This is a genomic window from Lysinibacillus sp. UGB7 (assembly GCF_049058285.1).
GTDB lineage: Bacteria > Bacillota > Bacilli > Bacillales_A > Planococcaceae > Lysinibacillus > Lysinibacillus sphaericus_B.
Genome location: NZ_JBMGUV010000003.1, coordinates 270,865 through 293,614, shown reverse-complemented (window position 1 = coordinate 293,614; position 22,750 = coordinate 270,865). Strand labels below are relative to the sequence as shown.

Below are 22,750 nucleotides of genomic sequence, written 5' to 3'. Positions count from 1 at the left end.
ATCTAAGTCCGGTACAATACCAGACTCAGATCTTAGAAGCTGCTTAAATTATTTGTCTAACTTTTTTGAGTCAGATCAACTTGATTCTCACAAGTTTTCCTACAGTTCAATTCAATTTTTTTACTATTAAGGCATTTAAATCATCTTTTAGTTACATAAATTCATTGACTAATGCATTAAATTGATTTTCGCTCATTTTGATATCAATATCTGTAAGCGGTAATTCAGAGTAGCCTGGGACTTTCTCTTGATAAGAAGTCGTTTTTGTATCTTGATAGATAATACCTGTAACGAGCCCCTCATTTTCCATTACTGTACGCATTGCCATGCCGCGATCTGAATTGTCATAACCTTCAATATCTGCAAGCTTTGTTAAGTTCTCTTTGAACCAATCATACGTATTCACTTTGTTGTATGTTACACAAGGTGAGAACACGTTGATGAATGAGAAACCTTTATGATTAATACCCGCTTCGATTAGAGCTGTCAATTCTTTAATATCTGTAGAGAATCCTTGTGCCACAAATGTTGCACCACTTGTTAAAGCTACCTCTAATGGTTTTAATGAAGGCTCAATGGCACCACCTGGCGTTGATTTTGTGATAAATCCAGCAGCCGAGCGTGGTGAAGTTTGCCCTTTTGTTAAACCGTAAATTTGGTTATCCATGACTACATATGTGATGTCAATATTACGACGGATAGCATGAATTGTATGCCCCATCCCGATCGCGAAGCCGTCTCCGTCACCACCTGATGCGATAACATTTAAATCACGATTTGCCATTTTTAAGCCTTGTGCAATCGGTAGTGCTCGACCATGAATCCCATGGAAACCATATGAATTAATATAACCTGAAATACGACCTGAGCAGCCAATCCCAGAAATCACAGCAAGCTCGTTTGGCTCGATGCCCACGTTGGCAGCTGCGCGCTGGATTGCAGCTTGTACTGAGAAGTCACCACAGCCTGGGCACCAGTTTGGTTTTACTGTATTACGAAAATCCTTAAATGTTGCCATTAGCGAGTCAGCTCCTTCACTTTATTTTCTAATTCACCTGGCAAGAACGGCGTACCGTCATATTTTGTGATTGTCTCAATCTTATCGTGGCCGCCAATATTCATTTTCATGATATTCGCTAATTGACCTGTGTAGTTATTTTCGACAACGATAACTTTTTTCGCTTGTGCCACAAGAGGTGTCATATCCGCAGAAGGGAATGGATGAATTAAGCGAATATGTGCATGGTTTACGTTCATGCCTTGAGCGTTTAAACGTTCTTGTACTTCTTCAAGAGCTCCACGCGTAGAGTTAAAACCAACCAGTAGTATATCTGCTTCCTCGTGTGGTGTATTTTTGTAAACAGGTGTATCAAAATTCAGTGCTGCAAGCTTTCGGAAACGTTTATCCATTTGTGCACGACGATTGCCCGTTGCTTCAGATGGCTTACCCGTTTCATCATGCTCTACACCCGTTACATGGTGAATACCATTTAACTGACCAGGTAAAACACGCGGTGATATACCGTCTTCTGTATTTTCAAAACGTTTAAAGTAGGCTTTATCCGCTGCTTCTTCAAGATCTTCCGTTACAATTTTACCGCGACGAATTTCAATTTTTTTGTAATCAAATGGTTCAACAGTTTGTTTACCAAGCGATAACTGTAAGTCTGTTATTAAAATAACTGGTAATTGCAATTCCTCTGCAATATTGAATGCTTGAATTGTGTCAAAGAACGCTTCTTCCATTGTAGAAGGTGCAATGACCACTTTCGGAATCTCACCGTGTGTACCATAAAGCATGGCCATTAAATCCGATTGTTCTTGCTTTGTCGGTAGACCTGTTGATGGGCCACCACGTTGTGTATCGATTACAACAAGTGGTTGCTCTGTCATACCTGACAACCCAATTGCTTCCATCATCAACGAAAGACCAGGACCTGCTGATGCAGTGAATGAACGAACACCACCGAAGTTTGACCCGATGGCCATTGTTGCTGCTGCAATTTCATCCTCCGTTTGAATAACTGCACCACCAAATTTCGGTAATTTTTTAATAAGGTATTCCATAATTTCAGAAGCTGGTGTAATTGGGTATGCAGCCATAAAGCGTGTCCCAGCTGCAAGTGCACCTAGTGCTACTGCATCATTCCCAATCATAAACATACGGCGTTTACCATCAGCAGGAGCTAATGCCCACTCGCCAACGCGCTCACCTATAAGCTCATTCATCATTTCATGGCCGCGTGCAATAGCTTCCATGTTTTTCTGCACCACTTCTTCACCTTTTTTACCAAAAATATCATCCACAACATTTTGGAAGACAGCATCTTCTAAGTTAAGAAGTGAAGCTGTGGCTCCGATTGCTACCATGTTTTTCATTAACGTTGTGCCTAACGCTGCTGCCACTTCTGTGAATGGTACAGCAAATAACGGTGCCTTTGAATCTTCAGGTTTTACTGGTTCAAATTTGGCATCAGCTAAAATAACACCATTTTCTGTTAACTCTTTATAATTGACGTCGATTGTTTCTTGGTCGAACGCCACTAAAATATCTAAATCATCCGCAATTGAACGTACTTCTGTTGGACGAACTGTAATTTTATTATTCGTATGGCCACCTTTAATTCGAGAAGAGAAGTGACGATAACCGTATAGGAAGTAACCTAAACGATTCATTGCCATTGAGAAAATCTCGCCTGTACTCTCAATCCCTTCACCCTGTTGCCCACCGACTTTCCATGAAAGCTGATGTAACATGTCAACAACTCCTTAAATCCAATGTATACTATTATTTTTTCCTTCATAAGTTTAACACGAAGACACGGTCTACACTATTGTTATTCAATGATTTAGCCGAAATTCAGACCTTTGACCGAAAATCCGTTCAAAAAATTGCAATTTTCAGATTAATCTCGTATTAAAAATAACTTACTGGCATGCAATCCAGTACCAAATCCTCGTTTGTTACTAGTGGTATGTATATGAACTGAGCTTTCCTTGTGCTATCACATTGGGCTTGCGTGCTATTTTAGGTGACCTGTGCGTTCCTCTCACTTACCCGAACGGTTCTACTGCCGACCTGAGCGCTTCTCTCGCTTACCGAGCGCTCCTCCAACTGACCGGAGCATTACGATTCAATAGGTTAACAGCCCCAGCACATATTGGATTTGCACTATAACAAAAAATGCCTTGCACCAATTCATCGGTGCAAGACATTTTTTTTGGTTTTTATCGGGAACTACCAAGGCTCAGTCTCACACCTAACTTGAGAGCAAGGACGCGATAGTACCTGATCGGTTAAAGTCAACAGGAAGTTGATTACTTAGGCTCTGTATTTATTGCTGTTGCTTCGTCGCCGCACAAATAAATTGCCACAAGATGTAGCGTTCTTCGCCTAAATTCCTAAATAATCGGTGGGGATAAAGAATCCCCCACCGATTAAAGGTTCACTTTATTATCGAACACGTTTTTCTACTAGCAATTTTAAAGCTGTACGTTCCTCACCAGCAATTAAAATATCGGCAAACGCCGGTGCGCATATTAAATCTGTGCCACTTGGCGCTACAAATCCGCGTGCAATAGCCACTGCTTTCACGGCTTGGTTAAGTGCACCCGCCCCAACTGCCTGCATTTCTGCTTGCCCTTTTTCTCTGATTACCGCGACTAATGCACCTGCAACTGAATTTGGATTAGAGCGTGACGATACTTTTAATGAATCCACAATTATTCCTCCCCGTTTCGCGAATAGTGTTTACGCTCAACAACTCATGTCCCCCTTTTCGGTTCTCAAGTTATTGTCCGTAGGTCATTTTATGCTCGTGAAAACGAAAATAGACTATTTTCAAAACCGATATATTGCAAACCATTCAAATACATGGAACTTTATCATGCAGATACCTACAATTCATAGTATATAAAAGTACGTTCTCACTTGTTTTCGCCAAGCTTTAATCTAAGGATTATTGCTTGTTCACACAAAAAAAACTACTGTGTTTTTCATGACACAGTAGTTGTTCACATTATCCTTGGAACGGATAGTCTTCATTTATATAAATTCTTTCGCAGTGCACAGCTTTTCCTGTTTTGTCATCCATTTCAACGAAAAAGCCACTTAACACGTCGCGCCCTTTTTTTGGCACTTCAAAGCGGGATGGCATATTTGTCTGGAATTTGTAAATAACACTTTCCTTCGTCATCCCTAAAATTTCATCATACGGTCCTGTCATTCCAACATCGGTAATATAGGCTGTCCCATTCGGATAAATACGCGCATCTGCAGTCTGTACATGTGTATGTGTCCCTACGACCGCTGACGCCTTGCCATCTAAATGCCAACCAAGTGCAATTTTTTCACTTGTCGCTTCTGCATGGAAATCCACAAATACGAGCGGTGACGTTTTACGCGCTTCTTCAATCAATTCATCCGCCATTGCAAATGGATCCTCATGCGGAGGCAAGAACACCCGACCATGCAAATTAATAACCGATAATGTGACACCATTTTTTGAAATTTGCACCATTCCTTTACCAGGTGCCTCACTCGAAAAATTGGCTGGACGAATTAAGTAATCCGCATCATCAATAAAATCAAAAATATCTTTGTTGTCCCAAGTATGATTGCCCATCGTAATGACATCCACACCCATTTGTAAAAGGTCCGTATAAATATTACGGGTAATACCACGACCTGCTGCTGCGTTTTCACCATTGGCAATGACAACGTCTGGGCTAAATTTTTTCTTTAAACGTGGCAAATATTTTTCCACTGCATCACGACCAATTGAGCCGACAATATCTCCAATAAATAGCACTTTCATTTTGCAAAACCACTCTTTCTATAAATAACACTATTTAGTTTACCATTTTTTCTTCGCCCATCGCAAAATAAAACGCAAACCATGCCTAGTCTACACTATATACAATCTGACGATATTTATCGTTGTGCCGATGTTTACCAAACGACAATCTCACGGTGACATCATGAGCGATGGCTGAGTAGTTGTTTTGCTTTAGTAGCACTCGTTTTTACATCGTGATGTATTTGCCCTACTAAGTAAGCCCCGAATTTCCATTTGTTCAAGATATATGTCACACCAATGGAGCAACTCGTACTAATAAAAAATGAAATGCCCACAACAGAAAAAATGCTTAATTTTTCTACATAGGGGGATAAAAAGCCTTTTACCAATATATTAAATAATGGATGTAACAAATAAATGCCAAAGGAATAGCGACTAATAAAAATCATAAATCTTGGCATTCTCTGCAATTTACTCGCAATAAAAAATAACAGGAAAGCGACGCTCAATGTATACAGTATGACATCTATTCTCTTTGAGTGAATTTCAGTGATAAAGCCCCAAAATTGGATAGCTAGTAAACTACTGAGTGTAAAAAGGAATCCAACGAAAAGTTGATAACGAAAACGATGTAACCATGATAGGAAAATTTCATAATTTCTGCCGCAATAGTAGGCTGTTACAAAATAAGCTATCCATGCAGGAAAGGGCATCCTATTTAAAACGCTCCACTCCAGTTCTGCATATGGCAAATAGGAAAAATACTCGTACAAATCCAAAAAATTAAAAAAAGCTAAGTAACCAAAATTTATAAGAAATGCTGTTAGAATCACTTTATAGGCGGGGTATTTTGATACAATATATTTTACAAATAAGGGATGTAAAAAATAAAATTGAAAAATGATAACGATAAAATAGCCGTGAAAATCACCTTCGAACAAATTTAGAAATACTTTTTTTTCGAATTCACCACTATTTGTTCCAATCGAATGAAGAGCTGCATCTAGAATACCTATAAATAGAAAAGGGATAAAAATATACTTAATACGTTTGTCATAAAATTTTTTGGGCAATTGATTCGGATAAGAATATGCAATCACGAACTCGGAGATAAAAATAAAGAGTGGTGTGCCGAACATTAATGCCAATTGGATAGACGTCAGTACAAATAATAATGGACTTTCCTCCATGTCATACATATCTAATGCTAAAGTGACTCCGTGCATTAACACAATTCCCAAACAGGCAACGCATCTTAGTAAAAATATTTCTTTAACCACTGGTTTCATTTTTCCCACCTGCCATTTCTAAGCAATCGATCTTGCAAGTCAATTATGCTTTTAGCTTATCGGTCATACGTAAACACATAGGAAAAACTTTTTAGTCGTTGGAAATTGTGCGCTTTACATGCAGCAAAATATCACGCATCATTTTAGGTTCAAGTAAAAAATTCCCTAAAAGAACAATGGTAATTGTCCATAAAGAAACACATGTAGCTGCTACTAACCAAGAACCTGCACCTGTAATATGGAGTTCAATAAATATAAACGGAGAGGCTGCGATGCATGCTAAAATCGTATTGCTGGAAATTTTTTTGACTGTAACCAGCGCTGAATGTTTCAATATTGCATTTGACGTATACAAAATTAAATCACAAGTACGATAGACATATGAACAGAGCGCCCCTATCAATACCCCCTCAACACCCAAAAACTGTACAAAAATAATGGACGTCACAAGGTTAATGACCGCTTCAATAATGGCACGGTTTTTTGTCTCTTTAAAATGGCCAGCTGAGTTTACTAACGTATTGGAAGGAATACGAATCGTATTGGCAACACCTACAATAACAAATAGTGTCGCTAACCACGGTCGTATATAATTAACGTCTTCAATACCCACTGTATAAATCGTCATAAACGGTAAAATTAAAATGGCTGTACATGTATAACAGAAAGCGACGACTGCATAAAAAATGTACTCAAAATATTGAAAATGTTTTTGCAGATCGCCCCTATCCTCTTTTACAAGAATGTCACCAAATGCTGCTAACATCGCCCCCGAAAAAGCTGAAACAAATAAAGTGACGGCATTAAACGCCATATTGTACACCGTAAATACACTAACCTCTTTAAGGCCCAGAAAAATTGTTATCAAAATAAACGGTGTATTAAAGACAACTAATGAAGCGATTTGATGAATTAAAGCATCCCATTTCGCTTTAATGGCAAGTGTATGAGGTTTTACCCTTATATTAAAATATGAATATTTTTTTTGGACATAGCTTCTTAAAAAAAGAATATCTAGTAATAACAGGACACTTGAACTAGCAACAACAACAACGATGGAAAAGCCAAGGACTATAAGCGTCAATGATAATATCGTACTGGCAATTAGCAAGATGGTTTGGATACGAAAAATAACGTAACTTTTTTGATCCGCCGTCAGTAACACTAAATATTTCCCTATATAAAAATACTCCCACATGGTACTGATCCCTAGAATAAGTACCATGTAAAAGGCTGTACGCGGATTCACCTCATCGCCTACCACTAAAGGATAGAAGATAGCTAAAATTACGACTAACACAGTAAAGAAATAACCTGAACGTCTATAAAAATGATTGGTAGCAGCGAGTATACCATTTATTTGGTCTTTGTCGCTCAAAGACAAAGGCTTATAAAGTGCTGCAATAGACGCATTGCCTACACCTGCCTCTACAATCTTTAAATAACTTAAAAATTGCTTTATGGAGGAAATAAGTCCATTTGAAGCGGAGCCATACGTCGTCATAAATAATCGAGGTAAAATGAAATTAATGGCTGCCGAAACAATTTGAAGCATTATATTTGACATTAAATTCAATATCACTTTTTTCGTTCTCATGTTGGCAAACACCTTATCCTTCAGGAACAGTAGGATCGAAACTTTCTACTCCGGCTCAACCAAATCAAACCATAGAGTAAAAGAATCTGTTGTTTCCTTAATAACCAAATATAAACCTTTGATTTGAACGGTATTTTATTCATGTGCACCGCCTGTAACGCCTTCTTCATTTCCGCATGAGCTAACATTTTATCGATAAAGATTTTTTTCTCACGCAAGCTCTTTTGATTGTGGCGACTACATTCATTATTAACGGCGGCAATCACTAAATACGTAAAATAATATTGTAATTGTTCAGCAAAATTAGGAACCAAATGTTCCGCATCTCGTTTTAAATCATTCAATCGTTTCCACAAAATCATTATTTTTTCAAAGAATTTCTCATCATAACTCGCTGTCATAGAAGAAGGAATTTGACGATAATGGTAGAGATACTTATTTTCTAATATGAATAGATTGTTCGCCTCGAGCAAGCATGGATACGTACAAGCAACATCTTCTCCCAAACAGATTCTATCATCCACATCAAATTGACATTTTTCTATAAGCACTCTTTTAAATAATTTATTGGAGACTGAAGGAAATAATCCAAATTGATAATATTCGCCTGAAAACAGCATAATTGGATATACCTCTTGTTTCATCCTATCCTTCCCATACAGTCCCGGCGCGACAATTTGCGTTCGTTTCACTTCTTGCTCTGGATAATTTTCAACAATATCACAAATGACGATGTCTACATCAAATTTACGTGCGGCGTCACATAATGATTTGTACATATCAACTTCAATCCAATCATCACTATCCACAAAACCAATATATTGCCCACTCGCGACACTTAGCCCCGCTTTTCGCGCACTGACAAGACCCCCATTATTTTTATGGATGACGATAACCCTTGCGTCCAGCTCCGCGTATTCCTCACACATTACGGAGCAATTATCCGTTGAACCATCATTTACCAAGATTAACTCGAAATCTACGAATTCCTGGTTCAATATACTCTCAATACATTCGCGTAAATAAGGCTCCACATTATAGATAGGCACAACAACGCTTAGAAATGGCATCGCCTCATCTCCCATTCATGCAAAGTTCCTGACTTTTACTCATGGTTAATGCAAACATGAGTAATAAAATATGATAAGGAAAATAATCCATTACAAAGGAATCAAGTCCAATATTCGCAATTAACATGATATAAAGGGGTAAGGCGTTGACTGAAAGTACTTGAAAGCTCGTATTATCTTTTATACCAACATTATTTTTTAGCACTTTATATAAACTAAAAATGTAAAGTAAAGCGAGTACTACGCCCAATAAACCTAAATAATAGGGTGTCGATAAGTACATCGTATGGGCCATTTTCACTTTCGAAAAAGTTGTCCCAAAGCCCGCTCCAAAAACAAATATTTTTGTATTTTGCAAAATTTCACTTGCAAACATCCCCCAACTACTCACGCGTCCAGTAGTAATGGCATCAGTAGATATGCCTGCTCCAAAAAATCGAATCCAATAAATTTCGAATAACCTTTCGTAAAAAAAAATGAGTGATGTCCCACAAATCACCAATATGAAAGAAGAAAACTTTATAGCCGTTTTAACATTATTTTTAATGAACACAATAAACGTCAGCAAAATTAATACGATTAATGTGATAATAAACATTTTAGAATAAGTCAGTACGCCAAATGCCGCTAAGATAATGATAAGAACAATCGACTTTTTCTCCTTTTTGCCATTGTGATTAAACAGTACTAATAAACAAGACATGGCTATTAATATTTGCAAACTAAAATAATTAGGATCTAAATCTAAGCCAGTAAATCTAGTACTTATTGTGCTCAGCGTCCTTATCGTATTCACAACCGTCATAGATTGAATAAAATTATCAATCGTTGGAATAGAAAAGCTTATTAAGCGAACTGTTGCAGCTGCAAGTAAGCCTAACACATAGATATACGTATATCTTCGGAAGTAGTCTTTATGGTTAATGGCCTGAATAGCAAAAAAGATTACACTATAATTCAACACAAAGCCCAATACTTCAATCAGATTACCGCCACTTAAAAGTGTTACACCAACAGCATAAAATACAAATAGCAAATAGGTTAACATGAGTCTTGTTGACATACCTTCGTTTTGCAAAATAATCGTCAAGATACTTAAAACTATATAGAAAAAACTGAGGACGACAAAAAGTGAATAGCTCGTTAAATCAAACTTAATGACATACACCCATGAAATAAAAAATAATAGATAGTCAATTCTATGCTGTTGCTTATCCCACAGCATTGCCGTAGACGTTAAAAGAAAAAAAATCCAAAGAAATAAATTGCTACCTGTGTACATTTTTAACACAACAAATATACTGGAAATAATACAGATGAGAATACTGAAATACTTATTTTTCAATATCATTTTGCATCAAACTCCAATACTAGTTGCTCGTGTGCTTTTCGATTTGTATATGGTTTTTCTTCGATAAACTTTTTCATTCTTTGAAGCCTGTCAGCATTTTCGATGACACCGGCAATGACCGGATAAAGATTTTCCAAATTCCCCCCCGTAATAAAGCCATTTTGGCCATCACTAATTAGTTCCCTCGCAGCGGCAAAATTGGTGGTAATAACTGGCGTTTCTAATATCAACGCTTCCCCTACCACCATTGGATAACCCTCATATGCCGAGGTTAGAATGAGCACATCACTTTGTTTTATATAAGGATATGGATTGTGTAATTCTCCTACAAATTCAACTACATCAGCTACACCTAATTCAAAGGCCAATCTTTTATTGTGCAGTAAATCTGGCCCATCACCTACAATTCTCCAGCGAAAATTACTAATTGACGCGTCCTTTAATAACTGACATAGCTGTGGAATAAAATCGAATCTTTTCGTGGCATTGTCAATCCTCCCGATAGATAATAAATCCATCGTGCCTTTTTCAAATGGTGTTTCGTGCAATGCCAGTTCTTTTATGTCTTCGATTGGGAAAAAATTATAGACCACTTGAATTTTGTCTTTATATTGCGGCAGAAAGTGCATTAAATTTTGCTTACATGCTACAGAAACACAAAACAATCGATCAAAATTTTTATAGGTTTTGACACATGCATTATAGTTAAAGTTGGCCTTAAGAGGATCCGTATGTATCCACGCGAACTTCCTATTTGCCCTTACAAATTTATCTACAAATAGATTAGTACCCTGGTTAAAATAATTGTGTGGCACGTCATTAAAATAAGAAATGGCAATATCATAAAGCCTTTCTTTGCGATGTGTTTTTAAGATTATTGCATAAAAATTGTTAGACCCAATTAATCGAACGGCAATCATACATAACATACGTAGCGTTAGATGCCACACATTTTGCCTCTTTTTCACTTCGGCAAAAGGAGTAGCGATTAGTTGTAACAGTAAATTTCCTGTACATACATTAACATTAGGGGGAATGTCCTTCATTAATTCACCTTCACTAAATGTAAATACATCTATTTCATATTGCTTATAGAGACTAACTTCTTTGAGTGTGTTAATTAATGCCTTCTGAATACCGCCCATCTGAAAATTTTGTGCAACAAATAATATCTTCATAGAGTCCCCCTAGCAATCCAATATTATTGTAAATTTTCATATAGTTTACAAGTAAATCTGTCATAAGTTGCTGTATAGATCCGTTAACCTCTTTTCCATTTGGCACCAACTATACTGTTTTTCATATAGTACTTTCATTTTATGCGCAATTACTGGCCACTCTGTTTTACGCATTACCAAGCTGTCTATGGCTTTTTGTAAACTCTCTCTATTAAAATCAATTAACTCTCCAAGATCGTTGTCAGCTACCACTTCAGACATTCCTGTATTTTTTGCCATTATCAAGGGCTTACCGAGCATTAATGCCTCATAAAACTTATTGGGCGCTGCATAATAATGATTCGAAAGCTCCGGATCATAGATAGCTGTCATGATGTCGCAACTATTTTCTAACGCTAATGTCTGTTCATAGGGTAACTTACCGTAAAATAGTATGTTATCGCACTCTTTTGAAATCTGCGCTAGTTCATCAGCCAATTCTCCAAACCCGCCAATATGTAATTCGTAGTTCAAGTTATTCTTAACTACATCCACTAATTCCTTAATAAGTCTCTCTCTAGCCAATATGCCCACATAAACTATTTTCACTTTGTGGGGATTTAACTTTAAGTCATCTTTTAGATTTACATAAAGTGGGGTATTATAAATAACTTCTACTTTTTTGGGCGATGATTTAGCAATCTGTTCTTTCCGTTTCTCTGTACAAATGATTACTGCGTCCACATTGTTCATTAGCACAATATCTATTTTCTCAACAATTTTTCCAATACTCTCAGGCCCATTAAATGGTGCTGTAATCGAATCGAAAACATCATAGATTACTTTTTTATGAAGTATTTTTCCACAAATCGTCCCTACTAGTGCCGTATCAAAGTCACAAGCATGGATAATGTCATAGGTATTTTTATTTCGAAGAAGCCATTGAATTAGTTTTATTTGAAATTTCAACAATGGAAAGAAATTTTTTTTAAAACCTCCACCATACGTAGCCGGCAACCCAAATCTTGTTATTTTAATGGCATGTCTACGTTCCAATAATTGCTCTTTCGCCTTATACTTATCGTCTCTATCCCACGCTAAAATTTGTACAGGCCAATTATTTTTCACAAGGCTGTCCGCTTCCTTTTCAACCCTTGGATCTGGAGCAACAGGATTACTTCTCATTAAAACCACTCGCACATTGACTATCCCCTTACATATTTAATGCCTGCTATAACATTTTCGCCTTTATTTGTTTTTTTGACGTCCATACACAGGACGTTTTTTTGTTCTTTCAAAAAAACTTCCATCTTTTTTTTGTGAAAGTATCTTCCGGCTCATAACATAGTAAAGGCTGGTTGTTTAGTATTCTTGTGTTATTTTCAAGGAAACAATCTACTGCATCTAATTCTTTTTGTTTTTCTAGAAAGCGGAGTCCCTTTTCAAATAATAAGGGACGTGTTTTTAAGTTATGCACATCCGAACCATAAGTATGAACAAGGTTCGAACGCACTAATGTTATGGAAAGCTTTTGAATGGTCTTTCCGAACATACCAGCTAAACTTCCTGCTGTTATTTGTGCGAGTGCTCCCTCGCGTATCAGCTGCTCTAAATGACCTGGATTTTCGGCAATAACTCTATTTCTCTCGGGATGTGCAATGATGGGGGTGATGTCTGCTGTTAGTAAGCCGTAAATGATATCTTTTGTATACTTGGGTATGAAATTAGATGGAAGCTCTAACAGTAAATAGTTTGAATGTGCTAATGTATGTAGTTGCTTTTTTTCACAAAGCGCTAGAACATCCCCTGACAAACGTACCTCGTGTCCTGGGTATAGTGTTAATGGTAAAGTACGCCTATCAATTTCCTTTTGTAATCGCTTAATTTGTTCATTCACTACCTCAAAAGGAACATGATAGAGCGGATGTAAAACATGTGAGGTTGAAATCATTCCTGAAATTCCTTGTGCAACAGCTTGGTCAAATATGCTGAGTGTCTCTTCCAAGCTTTCGGGCCCATCATCGACATTAAATAAAATATGACTATGCATATCAATCACTGCGTTTCACTTCCTTATCTCCATCCTATAGCTATCTATAATATTCTTCATAGTATTGACTCCGCGGTAATTTATAGTTATTTAATACGACCCCTAAAATATTTGCTTGTGAGGATTCAAGGCTAGCCTTTGCCTTGATAACACTAGTATTTTCCACAGCACCACTATTAACAATCAACAGTGTGCCATCACATTTATTGGATAAGATTTGTGCATCAGTCACTGATAAAATCGGTGGTGCATCGAAAATAATGATATCAAATTCCTTCTTTAATTCTTCCATCAAGCTATCCAGTTTTTTAGAAGCAAGTAACTCAGCTGGGTTCGGTGGGATTGGTCCGCTCGTCAAGACAAAAAGATTAGGAATATCTGTACTATTGACGACTTCTATCACACTCAATTGCCTTGTGAGTATATTGGACAGACCTTTTGCATTTTGCAATAAAAACGTATAATGCATTGTTGGCTTACGTAAATCTGCATCCACAATGACTATCCTTTTCCCTTCTTGTGCAAACACTACCCCTAAATTAGCTACATTTGTTGACTTTCCTTCACCTGGTGTGGCAGAGGTCACTAAAATTGTTTTTATATCTTTATCTGGCATCGAAAAAGTAATATTTGTACGGACTGTCCGAAATTGTTCGGAGACAATGGAATGACTATTTGCAACTGTTACAAGCTTCCGGGCCATTTTTACACGCTTTTTTCTTTGCGCCTTTTTTTGTTGAAACATCGCTACTCCCTCCTCATTTTATGGGTTCGAACCCTAGCACTTCTGTTGACATCACTAATTTGACTAATTAGGCCAATAATCGGTAATCCGATCGTGTCTTCAACATCTTGTTCCGTCTTTATTGTCGTATCGAGGCTTGCTACTAAGATTGTGAAACTAGCACTCAAGGTAAAAGCAATAAATGAGGCTGCCACAATATAGAGGGTTTGGTTCGGTGCTACTGGCTCAGGCTCTTCATCCAATTTTGCTACTGACAAAATATTTACATTATCAACAGTCATTAAGATTTGAATTTCCTCTTGAAATACGTCTGCTATCGTATTAGCAATGTCGACAGCTAGGTCCGCTTGCTTATCTTCGACGTTAATATTCACGACTTGTGAGTTATTGGCGCTAGTTACAGTAATTTGTTCCATTAATATTTCTGGCGTCATATCCAAATTCAAATTATTAATGACTTTAGATAAGATAGCTGGACTTTTAATGATGATATTATACGTATTAATTAATCGTAAATCTGTCTCAACCTGTTGTACCCCTATATATGGTTGCTCCGTGTTTTTTTGATTTACTAAAAGCTGGGTTTCTGCTTCATAAATAGGCTGTAAAATAAAATAACTAATAAAGGCTGTCACTAGAGCTACTAATAGTGTAAAACTCATTATAAAAAGCACATGTCTTCGTACTATTGTCAATACATCTTGTAATGTGATTGTCTCTTTCAACGTCCTTCACCCCTTATCAAAACATATGCTTGTTATTATAGGTCTCACTACTGAACTGTTGAATTATCAAAAGCATCATTCAAAAATTTTATGTGGCTGGCTCAATACGATTTTATTTACCAATATATTGTTGCTCACTTTTATTTATTCAAAGAAAAGAACATGTGGATCTAGCATGGCCATAAAGTTTGATTAAAAATCCCTCGCAAACCCCTATTTGCCGACACAAAAAAAGAATCCATTGTAAAAAATGTTGATTATTATGGATTCTTATCAGGCAGATTTAAGTTTAGTTTTTATGAAAAAGTTAAATCATTTTTAGCTGCTAAACTAAGCAATCGTCCAAATCACTATTGCAGTAATGATTTCCAGATACTCCATTTTATCTGTCGAATGCTGCAATTTCTTTGAGATGAACTTTTCTTTCATCAACCTTAGAATTTCACGTTTTTTGTATCGGAATGCATTAATATCCTATCTATAAGGTTCAATCGTGATAAAATCTAACAAATAGAGCTATGAAATCTCATATATGAAATAGCTAATAGCATGCATCAAGTAAAAGTCATAAATATAAAGGGGAAAGATATGAATGGCAGAATTAAAGGATTGGAAAAATAATGCTCACGGACATAAATTTATTGCTTCTTTTAGCGGAGGCAAGGATAGTGTCTTAGCGCTATATAAAGCACAGCAGGTTGGAGAAGCGATTGGCCTAATCGTTATGATGGAGGAAGAAGGGAAACGTTCCAGATCTCATGGAATGCCTCCAGAACTCATACGTGCCCAAGCTAAATCTATAGATTTGCCTGTCTATACTGCAGCTGCAAGCTGGACAGATTATGAAAAAGTATTTATGCGCCTTTTAGAAAAAGCTAAAATCCAAGGAGCAGAAGTGTTAGTAACAGGAGACTTAGATATGCCTGCTCATGGCTGTTGGCATGAAAAGGTTACAAAGAATGCCGGATTAAAGCTTGGAATGCCTTTATGGGAAATGAACCATCGTGAAACTGTCGAAGAGTTCATAAACCTAGGGTTTGTAACGCTCATTGTAACGGTTAATTTATCATTAGGCATGCGAGAGGACGATTTAGGACGAACGTTAACTCATGAATACGTGAAGGAGCTTGAAGCTCGTGGTATTGACCCCTGTGGAGAAGGTGGAGAGTTCCATACGACAGTAATAGATGGTCCCATTTTTAAACAACCTATTGCAGTTCGTAAATGCGAGATTATTAAAACCGGAGAATACGCTTTTTTACCCTTGGAACTAGATTAGCGGGCGGGCATGACAGTTTCCACCCAGCATTACAGGATCTCGCCTCTGAATTTTCAGGTTATGACTGTTTGGAGTTTTTAGGCTTTACGCTTTACAACTAAAAGTTTTTCTTACATTGAATGATGTTTGAGCCCATATCAACCTAAACGGTCCTATGTTAAAACAGCATTTTGATCAACATTACTATCTAATTTACAATAGACTTTTCACAGTTTAATTGATAGTTTCTGTCATCTATGATGTACTGTTTAATCACAAAGAGGCTTCCCTGACCTAAGTCAAGGGAAGCCTCTTAATTATTTATTATTTCGCATACTCCACAGCACGTGTTTCACGAATAACTGTTACTTTAATATGTCCTGGGTAGTCAAGCTCGTCTTCAATTCGCTTACGAATATCGCGAGCTAGACGATGTGAAGCTAAATCGTCAATTTTTTCAGGTTGTACGATAATACGAATTTCACGACCTGCTTGAATAGCATATGATTTTTCAACACCATCATAGCTTTCTGAAATCTCTTCTAATTTTTCAAGTCTTCGGATATAGTTTTCAAGTGTCTCACTACGAGCACCAGGACGCGCTGCTGATAATGCGTCAGCTGCAGCCACTAATACCGCAATAACAGAAGTTGCTTCTGTATCACCATGGTGAGAAGCGATACTGTTAATAACGACCGGATGTTCTTTGTATTTCTTGGCAAGCTCTACACCGATTTCGACGTGGCTACCTTCCACTTCATGGTCAATTGCCTTACCAATATCATGTAATAAGCCTGCACGACGAGCCAATGCTACATCTTCACCAAGTTCAGCTGCAAGTAAACCAGCTAAATGTGCAACTTCTACTGAGTGTTTTAGCACGTTTTGACCATAGCTTGTACGATACTTCATGCGCCCTAAAATCTTCATTAAGTCTGGATGTAGATTATGAATGCCAATTTCAAATGTCGTTTGTTCCCCTGTTTCGCGAATTTGTTCATCCACTTCACGGCGAGATTTTTCAACCATTTCCTCGATACGCGCAGGGTGAATACGTCCATCTTGTACAAGTTTTTCAAGTGCAAGTCGAGCTGTTTCACGACGTATTGGATCAAAGCCCGATAATATAACCGCTTCTGGTGTATCATCGATGATTAAGTCAATACCTGTTAACGTTTCTAGCGTACGGATATTTCGGCCCTCACGACCGATAATACGACCTTTCATCTCATCATTTGGCAAAGTCACGACAGAGACTGTTGTTTCTGCTACGTGGTCAGCTGCAAAACGCTGCAGTGCCAGTGATAAAATCTCACGTGCTTTTTTATCAGATTCTTCTTTTGCACGTGTTTCAGATTCTTTCGTCATCACAGCAATATCAGTTGCGAGCTCTTTTTCTACCTCACCTAAGATGATAGCCTTCGCCTCATCTCTTGTTAATGCAGAAATACGCTCTAACTCTGTTTTTTGTGCGGCGACGAGCTCGTCCACTTTGCTTTCCATCTGTTCAATATGCTGTTGTCTTTCGGCAAGAGCTTGTTCCTTACGCTCTAAGCCAGCTTCTCTCTTATTCAGAGCATCATCCTTGCGATCAAGATTCTCTTCTCTTTGCAATAAACGGTTCTCTTGTTTTTGAAGTTCTAAACGACGATCACGAATGTCATTTTCGGCTTCAGTGCGAAATTTGTGAGTTTCATCTTTGGCTTCAAGTAGTGCTTCTTTCTTTAATGCCTCCGCTTCTCGTTTTCCTTCTTCAACGATTGTTTCAGCAACATGTTTAGCACCAGTGATTTTTGAGTCATTCACTTTTTTCATGTAGATATAGCTAACAGCGGCACCAACGATGAGTCCAAGCAAAGCGGAGATGATAGTAATTCCATCCATATGAACACCTCCTCTTGCTATTTGGGTAATACAGTTTCAAGTCGGCGCATACATCCATTTCGCCTTGGCATAATTGCGTCCGGATTTTGAATTGTGCTCAGGTCTGCACGATGCAGATCAGTTAGCCGTTTTCGCAGGATACGAAGATTTTAGGCTAACACCCTTATATTCATTCCTTTCAAAATCCATGACATCCGCCGGAGGCTTTGGGCCAACATAATGTTGGTCACTCAGTCGTTGCCACAGAACGTGGCGTTCTTAGACTGAGTTCCTCTATTTCAGTAGGTGTTTAAACCCACTAAAAGGAACCACCACCGCATTCATCTCACCACCTTCATAGGTGGGAGTCTTACACTGAATGAAGATAAAATGTACTGCCTATTTCAAAGTCATAATTCAGAAATTATACATATTTAATTGTATATCTAGCTTTTAGCTCTGTCAAGGATAGACGGTCACCTGTTCGCCTCGAACAAGAAAAAAGTAAGTGATATCCATCAGGACAAATTATTACCTAATACTTTCGTGCTAGTTATAAACACAAGCATTGTTTTATATTTTTACATATCCAGTCCAAAGGCTTCACTTCTTAATTGCTCAATTGAGTGAGAGAACAGTGTACCATTTCATGCTACCCATCAAAGCGCTTTTTCAATGCAAAGTTCAACACGAATAAAAAGAAAATATCGCAAATTTCCACAAAAAATGACATGCTCTCTAGCCATTAAAGCAAAAAAATACATCGTTCTCACTCATTAGAGCGAGAACGATGTATTTTTTATTTCTCTTCTTCAAGAAGAAGCATTAACTCTTCATCCATTTCCTCATTTTCATCATGTGCTGCAATTGTATATGAGGATGCAGCAATACCGTAGGAAGCACGGATTTTATTAGCAATATCATCTAGAACGGCAGGATTTTCTTTCAAGTATTGTTTTGCATTTTCACGACCTTGTCCTAAACGCTCATCACCGTATGCATACCAAGAGCCGCTTTTTTGCACGATATCTAGCTCAACACCTAAATCGACTGTTTCGCCCTCTTTTGAAATTCCTTCACCGTACATAATATCAACTTCTGCTGTACGGAATGGTGGTGCTACTTTGTTTTTGACAATTTTAATTTTCGTACGGTTACCCATAATGTCATTGCCTTGTTTAATGGCTTCTGCACGACGTACTTCTAAACGAACTGAGCTATAGAACTTAAGTGCACGACCGCCAGGTGTTGTTTCTGGGTTCCCAAACATGACACCGATTTTTTCACGAATTTGGTTAATGAAGATGGCAATCGTTTTTGATTTATTGATAGCACCAGAAAGTTTACGTAACGCCTGAGACATTAAACGCGCTTGTAAACCAACGTGTGAATCACCCATATCTCCTTCTATTTCCGCTTTTGGCACTAATGCTGCTACTGAGTCAATAACGATAATCTCGATAGCGCCACTGCGTACTAATGCTTCTGCAATTTCCAGCGCTTGTTCTCCTGTATCTGGTTGTGATAATAATAACTCGTCAATGTTAACACCTAATTTTTGTGCGTAGATAGGATCTAAAGCATGTTCCGCATCGATAAAGGCAGCTTGCCCACCCGATGCTTGTACTTCTGCAATTGCATGTAGGGCTACTGTTGTTTTACCTGATGATTCTGGGCCATACACTTCGATGATACGTCCACGAGGATAACCACCAACACCTAATGCTGCATCAAGTGCTAGCGAACCACTTGAAGATGTTGCAATTTCTAAATCTGTTTTTTCGCCAAGCTTCATGATAGAACCTTTCCCAAAATTCTTTTCAATTTGCTTTAACGCCTGTTCTAAGGCAGCTTTACGATCACTCATTGTTTTTCCTCCTTCGAAACTGTTCACTGTTTTATCTATCTCTACTATACTTGTTTTTGAGAAAACACGCAAGAAAAAAGCGAACATTTATTCGATTTTTCTCCAAAATAAAAATTTGGGTATGTTTTCTCCACCCAAATTTCTATTTTAACTTCAATTTAGTAACGTTTCATAAAGCCTCGTTCTTCTAATAATTGCATTAAGTAATGGCATGTAAACTTCACCGCACGCAAACGATTTGTATTGCGCATACCCGATAAATGCAGTAAATACGTTATCGGTTCTTCGTCACCTATAGCAATTCCGATCCAAACCGTTCCTACTGGTTGGTGGTCATGTGCGGTAGGGCCAGCAGCACCAGTAAGACCAATACCAATAGTAGTGCCGAACTTTTCACGTACAGTACTAGCCATTGCTGCAGCACATTCGCTGCTAACAATGCCGTATGTATCTAATAATTCCTGTGAGATACCAAGTTGCTTGACCTTCGCTTCTTCTGTATACGTGACAATGCCACCAATAAGCGCAGTACCTACACCTGGTATTTCAGCCAGCTCCGACTGAAATAAACCTGCCGTTAAACTTTCAGCCGCAGAAATGGTTAAGTTATTGTCTAACAGCATCTCCACCGTCTTAGAGGCAAGGGAATCATCATCAATTCCATATTGATAGTCTCCAACTATTGCCTGGATTTCAGCCACTTTCGCTGCAATAAGCTGGCGGGCTTCATCCTCTGTTTCTGCCTTTGCTGTCACACGCAATGTGACTTCACCGTCAGAAGCGAGCGGTGCAACAGTTGGATTTGTCTGTGTATCTAGAATATCTTGCACACTTACCTCGAGCTCAGCTTCCCCGATGCCATAAAAGCGCATCACATGAGACACAATTACGCCACCGTCATTGAGCATTGCACCAAGTTTGGGTTTTGCTTCAAATTGGAACATTGGCTCAAGCTCTTTTGGAGGACCAGGAAGTAACATGTACGTACGTTCATTCTTCGTCAGAATCATACCAGGTGCCATACCATGATGGTTTGCCAGCACTTCACTACCAGCTAATACAAGCGCCTGTTTACGATTATTTTCCGTCATTGGTCGTCCTCGTTTGGCAAAAAACTGTTCGATATAGGACAGGGCTACTTCATCAAAAGTTAAATCGATACCTAGATGACGTGCAATGGTTTCCTTTGTTAAATCATCCTTTGTAGGACCAAGGCCACCTGAGAAAATAATTAAATCAGCACGCGATTCTGCTACCGCTATTGCCTGTTGCAATCTTTTTGAATTGTCTCCAACAACAGTATGGTAAAATACGTTAATCCCTAGCTCAGACAACTGACTTGAGATGAACTTCGCATTTGTATTTGTAATCTGTCCAAGCAATAACTCTGAGCCAACTGCAAGAATTTCAGCATTCATGATTCACAAGACCTTTCTTATTTAGACTCCAGCAGTACACGACGATTTAGATAGAAATAATCCCATCCTGACCAAAGTGTAAAGAACAATGCAATATATAACATAATTGTATCGAACGGGATACCGATAAGTGTAAAGATGGTATTGTGTAGAAGTGCAGCAGCAATAGCGACAATTTGCGCCCAAGTTTTAATTTTACCAAGTTGGTTCGCCGCTACGACCTCTCCTCCACCAGCCAAAATTAAGCGTAGACCAGTTACGGCAAACTCACGGCTTATAATTATTATGATCAACCAAGCCGATGCCATGTCAAGCTCTACCATTAATATAAATGCGGCTGATACAAGTAATTTGTCCGCTAGTGGGTCTAAAAATTTCCCAAACGTTGTCACAAGATTGTACTTACGCGCGTAAAAACCATCTACCCAATCGGTCGTTGAAGCAAAGATAAAAATAAGCGCTCCTACAAAATGATGGACTGGCATCTCTGCACCAAATAACGTCATTGTTCCCCAACCAAAATCAAACATCATAACAATAACAAAAAATGGAATAAGTAAAATTCGCGAGATGGTAATTTTATTTGGAATGTTCATTTTTCTAACACCTTTCATGAAGAAAGAAAGTAGTCATCACAAGACGACTACTGTTCTTTATTGAAATTGATGACGATGTTTTGCGTTACGATTTGCTGAGCATACGTTAAAAGCTCGTCATTAATATATATCTTAGCTTGTGTCGAATTACCAAGACGGATACGGGCATAATTTTGCGCCGTTGCGTCAAATTCTACTACTTCGCCTGCGTTATACACGCGTGTATCCGATAGCAATTCTTGTTGCTGTTGGTTACGAATACCGATAAATGTAGGACCTGCTACCTCAATGCGTACTTTAAATGTCTCTGAACCTGTCAATGTATAAGAAGTTGTCGCACCATCTGCTTCTATTGTACCCGTTGAAATGGTTTGCTTAACTTCTTCAACTTTATTTTCATCTGGTGTTTCTTCTTTTGAATCACCTTTTAAATCATCCTTATTGGCATTCTCTTGTTCTTTTTTGTCTTGTTCCTCTTTATCTTTTTCACTATCAATCGGTTTAACTTTTGTATCGTACTCCATCTCTGGTGACGTATCGTCAATAACAGGTGTCCCGGCATTATTTTTAGATTGCCATAATACCCAAATTGCAACAATAATAACGATAATAAATAAACCGACAATTATTTTGGGCATTGCTTCCATCATTTTATTAGATGGAACTTTCCTTCTGCTTGGACTTTGTGTCATCGATTGGCTTACTTGTTCGTTTTGCGTTCCTGGTAATTCACTCTTATAAGTTTCTAAAATATCCTCTGCATTTAAACCAACAGCCTCTGCATACTGCTTAATAAAAGCACGCACATAAAATGAACCAGGCATAATCGAATAATTGCCCTCTTCAATACCTACTAAATAACGCTTTTGAATTTTCGTTATCTCTTGTAAATCGTCTAAGCTGTAGCCTTTAGACAGTCTCGCCTCTTTCAGTCGAGTCCCTAATTCTGCCACTCATAACACCTA

19 protein-coding genes are annotated in these 22,750 nt (G+C 38.0%); 1 reads left to right on the top strand and 18 read right to left on the bottom strand.

Translation table 11 applies throughout. From position 1 onward, the window contains the following. Positions 1–151: 151 nt before the first annotated feature. The 13 genes from ACOMCU_RS05270 to ACOMCU_RS05210 all read right to left on the bottom strand — a co-directional run bounded on the left by ACOMCU_RS05270 (position 152) and on the right by ACOMCU_RS05210 (position 14,783). Positions 152–1,018 carry a 2-oxoacid:ferredoxin oxidoreductase subunit beta gene (locus ACOMCU_RS05270; RefSeq protein WP_010858537.1) on the bottom strand — a complete coding sequence of 289 codons (867 nt, stop codon included), beginning with the start codon at positions 1,016–1,018 and terminating at the stop codon, positions 152–154. After that, positions 1,018–2,757 (bottom strand): 2-oxoacid:acceptor oxidoreductase subunit alpha, encoded by a 1,740-nt coding sequence (locus ACOMCU_RS05265; RefSeq protein ID WP_421049590.1) that lies wholly within the window; start codon positions 2,755–2,757, stop codon positions 1,018–1,020. Before ACOMCU_RS05265 ends, ACOMCU_RS05270 begins: the two co-directional genes overlap by 1 nt. Before the next feature lie 697 nt (positions 2,758–3,454). Next, positions 3,455–3,721, bottom strand: coding sequence for a stage V sporulation protein S (locus ACOMCU_RS05260; protein ID WP_010858535.1), 267 nt, complete (start codon positions 3,719–3,721; stop codon positions 3,455–3,457). Positions 3,722–4,019: 298 nt separating this feature from the next. Continuing rightward, positions 4,020–4,817 (bottom strand): TIGR00282 family metallophosphoesterase, encoded by a 798-nt coding sequence (locus tag ACOMCU_RS05255; protein ID WP_219364726.1) that lies wholly within the window; start codon positions 4,815–4,817, stop codon positions 4,020–4,022. A 161-nt stretch (positions 4,818–4,978) separates the two neighbouring features. After that, positions 4,979–6,088, bottom strand: coding sequence for an acyltransferase family protein (locus tag ACOMCU_RS05250; RefSeq protein WP_010858533.1), 1,110 nt, complete (start codon positions 6,086–6,088; stop codon positions 4,979–4,981). Between the two features lie 91 nt (positions 6,089–6,179). Next, entirely contained in the window at positions 6,180–7,685 is a 1,506-nt protein-coding gene (locus ACOMCU_RS05245; RefSeq protein ID WP_421049589.1) for a lipopolysaccharide biosynthesis protein, read from the bottom strand. A 20-nt stretch (positions 7,686–7,705) separates the two neighbouring features. Then, positions 7,706–8,755 carry a glycosyltransferase family 2 protein gene (locus tag ACOMCU_RS05240; protein WP_421049588.1) on the bottom strand — a complete coding sequence of 350 codons (1,050 nt, stop codon included), beginning with the start codon at positions 8,753–8,755 and terminating at the stop codon, positions 7,706–7,708. Positions 8,756–8,759: 4 nt separating this feature from the next. Further along, positions 8,760–10,106 carry a hypothetical protein gene (locus ACOMCU_RS05235; RefSeq protein ID WP_421049587.1) on the bottom strand — a complete coding sequence of 449 codons (1,347 nt, stop codon included), beginning with the start codon at positions 10,104–10,106 and terminating at the stop codon, positions 8,760–8,762. After that, the gene (locus ACOMCU_RS05230; RefSeq protein ID WP_421049586.1) at positions 10,103–11,284 is read right to left on the bottom strand and encodes a glycosyltransferase; all 1,182 of its coding nucleotides are present in this window, start codon (positions 11,282–11,284) and stop codon (positions 10,103–10,105) included. Before ACOMCU_RS05230 ends, ACOMCU_RS05235 begins: the two co-directional genes overlap by 4 nt. A gap of 60 nt (positions 11,285–11,344) precedes the next feature. After that, positions 11,345–12,463 (bottom strand): glycosyltransferase family 4 protein, encoded by a 1,119-nt coding sequence (locus ACOMCU_RS05225; RefSeq protein ID WP_010858528.1) that lies wholly within the window; start codon positions 12,461–12,463, stop codon positions 11,345–11,347. Positions 12,464–12,557: 94 nt separating this feature from the next. Next, the gene (locus ACOMCU_RS05220) at positions 12,558–13,313 is read right to left on the bottom strand and encodes a tyrosine-protein phosphatase (protein WP_421049596.1); all 756 of its coding nucleotides are present in this window, start codon (positions 13,311–13,313) and stop codon (positions 12,558–12,560) included. A gap of 40 nt (positions 13,314–13,353) precedes the next feature. After that, positions 13,354–14,058, bottom strand: a complete 705-nt coding sequence (locus ACOMCU_RS05215; protein ID WP_421049585.1) for a CpsD/CapB family tyrosine-protein kinase — start codon at positions 14,056–14,058, stop codon at positions 13,354–13,356. 2 nt (positions 14,059–14,060) lie between these two features. Beyond that, positions 14,061–14,783, bottom strand: coding sequence for a YveK family protein (locus tag ACOMCU_RS05210; RefSeq protein WP_421049584.1), 723 nt, complete (start codon positions 14,781–14,783; stop codon positions 14,061–14,063). A 592-nt stretch (positions 14,784–15,375) separates the two neighbouring features. Here ACOMCU_RS05210 and ACOMCU_RS05205 point away from each other — a divergent pair. Then, entirely contained in the window at positions 15,376–16,062 is a 687-nt protein-coding gene (locus tag ACOMCU_RS05205) for a diphthine--ammonia ligase (protein WP_421049583.1), read from the top strand. Positions 16,063–16,365: 303 nt separating this feature from the next. Here the strand turns inward: ACOMCU_RS05205 and rny are convergent, their stop codons facing one another. From rny to ACOMCU_RS05180, 5 genes are all read right to left on the bottom strand, one after another. Then, positions 16,366–17,925, bottom strand: coding sequence for a ribonuclease Y (rny, locus tag ACOMCU_RS05200; RefSeq protein ID WP_421049582.1), 1,560 nt, complete (start codon positions 17,923–17,925; stop codon positions 16,366–16,368). A 778-nt stretch (positions 17,926–18,703) separates the two neighbouring features. Then, entirely contained in the window at positions 18,704–19,771 is a 1,068-nt protein-coding gene (gene recA, locus ACOMCU_RS05195) for a recombinase RecA (protein WP_010858522.1), read from the bottom strand. A 158-nt stretch (positions 19,772–19,929) separates the two neighbouring features. Continuing rightward, positions 19,930–21,189: a competence/damage-inducible protein A gene (locus ACOMCU_RS05190; protein ID WP_421049581.1), complete on the bottom strand. Its 1,260-nt coding sequence runs from the start codon at positions 21,187–21,189 to the stop codon at positions 19,930–19,932. Between the two features lie 17 nt (positions 21,190–21,206). Next, the gene (pgsA, locus tag ACOMCU_RS05185; protein WP_010858520.1) at positions 21,207–21,785 is read right to left on the bottom strand and encodes a CDP-diacylglycerol--glycerol-3-phosphate 3-phosphatidyltransferase; all 579 of its coding nucleotides are present in this window, start codon (positions 21,783–21,785) and stop codon (positions 21,207–21,209) included. Between the two features lie 47 nt (positions 21,786–21,832). Next, positions 21,833–22,738, bottom strand: a complete 906-nt coding sequence (locus tag ACOMCU_RS05180) for a helix-turn-helix domain-containing protein (protein WP_421049580.1) — start codon at positions 22,736–22,738, stop codon at positions 21,833–21,835. Between the last annotated feature and the right edge of the window lie 12 nt (positions 22,739–22,750).

Bases quoted from the DNA above. Each gene is read 5' to 3' on its own strand.
- ACOMCU_RS05270 (WP_010858537.1), bottom strand. From the start codon at position 1,018: ATGGCAACATTTAAGGATTTTCGTAATACAGTAAAACCAAACTGGTGC.
- ACOMCU_RS05265 (WP_421049590.1), bottom strand. From the start codon at position 2,757: ATGTTACATCAGCTTTCATGGAAAGTCGGTGGGCAACAGGGTGAAGGG.
- ACOMCU_RS05255 (WP_219364726.1), bottom strand. From the start codon at position 4,817: ATGAAAGTGCTATTTATTGGAGATATTGTCGGCTCAATTGGTCGTGAT.
- ACOMCU_RS05250 (WP_010858533.1), bottom strand. From the start codon at position 6,088: ATGAAACCAGTGGTTAAAGAAATATTTTTACTAAGATGCGTTGCCTGT.
- ACOMCU_RS05245 (WP_421049589.1), bottom strand. From the start codon at position 7,685: ATGAGAACGAAAAAAGTGATATTGAATTTAATGTCAAATATAATGCTT.
- ACOMCU_RS05240 (WP_421049588.1), bottom strand. From the start codon at position 8,755: ATGCCATTTCTAAGCGTTGTTGTGCCTATCTATAATGTGGAGCCTTAT.
- ACOMCU_RS05235 (WP_421049587.1), bottom strand. From the start codon at position 10,106: ATGATATTGAAAAATAAGTATTTCAGTATTCTCATCTGTATTATTTCC.
- ACOMCU_RS05230 (WP_421049586.1), bottom strand. From the start codon at position 11,284: ATGAAGATATTATTTGTTGCACAAAATTTTCAGATGGGCGGTATTCAG.
- ACOMCU_RS05220 (WP_421049596.1), bottom strand. From the start codon at position 13,313: ATGCATAGTCATATTTTATTTAATGTCGATGATGGGCCCGAAAGCTTG.
- ACOMCU_RS05215 (WP_421049585.1), bottom strand. From the start codon at position 14,058: ATGTTTCAACAAAAAAAGGCGCAAAGAAAAAAGCGTGTAAAAATGGCC.
- ACOMCU_RS05205 (WP_421049583.1), top strand. From the start codon at position 15,376: ATGGCAGAATTAAAGGATTGGAAAAATAATGCTCACGGACATAAATTT.
- rny (WP_421049582.1), bottom strand. From the start codon at position 17,925: ATGGATGGAATTACTATCATCTCCGCTTTGCTTGGACTCATCGTTGGT.
- recA (WP_010858522.1), bottom strand. From the start codon at position 19,771: ATGAGTGATCGTAAAGCTGCCTTAGAACAGGCGTTAAAGCAAATTGAA.
- ACOMCU_RS05190 (WP_421049581.1), bottom strand. From the start codon at position 21,189: ATGAATGCTGAAATTCTTGCAGTTGGCTCAGAGTTATTGCTTGGACAG.
- pgsA (WP_010858520.1), bottom strand. From the start codon at position 21,785: ATGAACATTCCAAATAAAATTACCATCTCGCGAATTTTACTTATTCCA.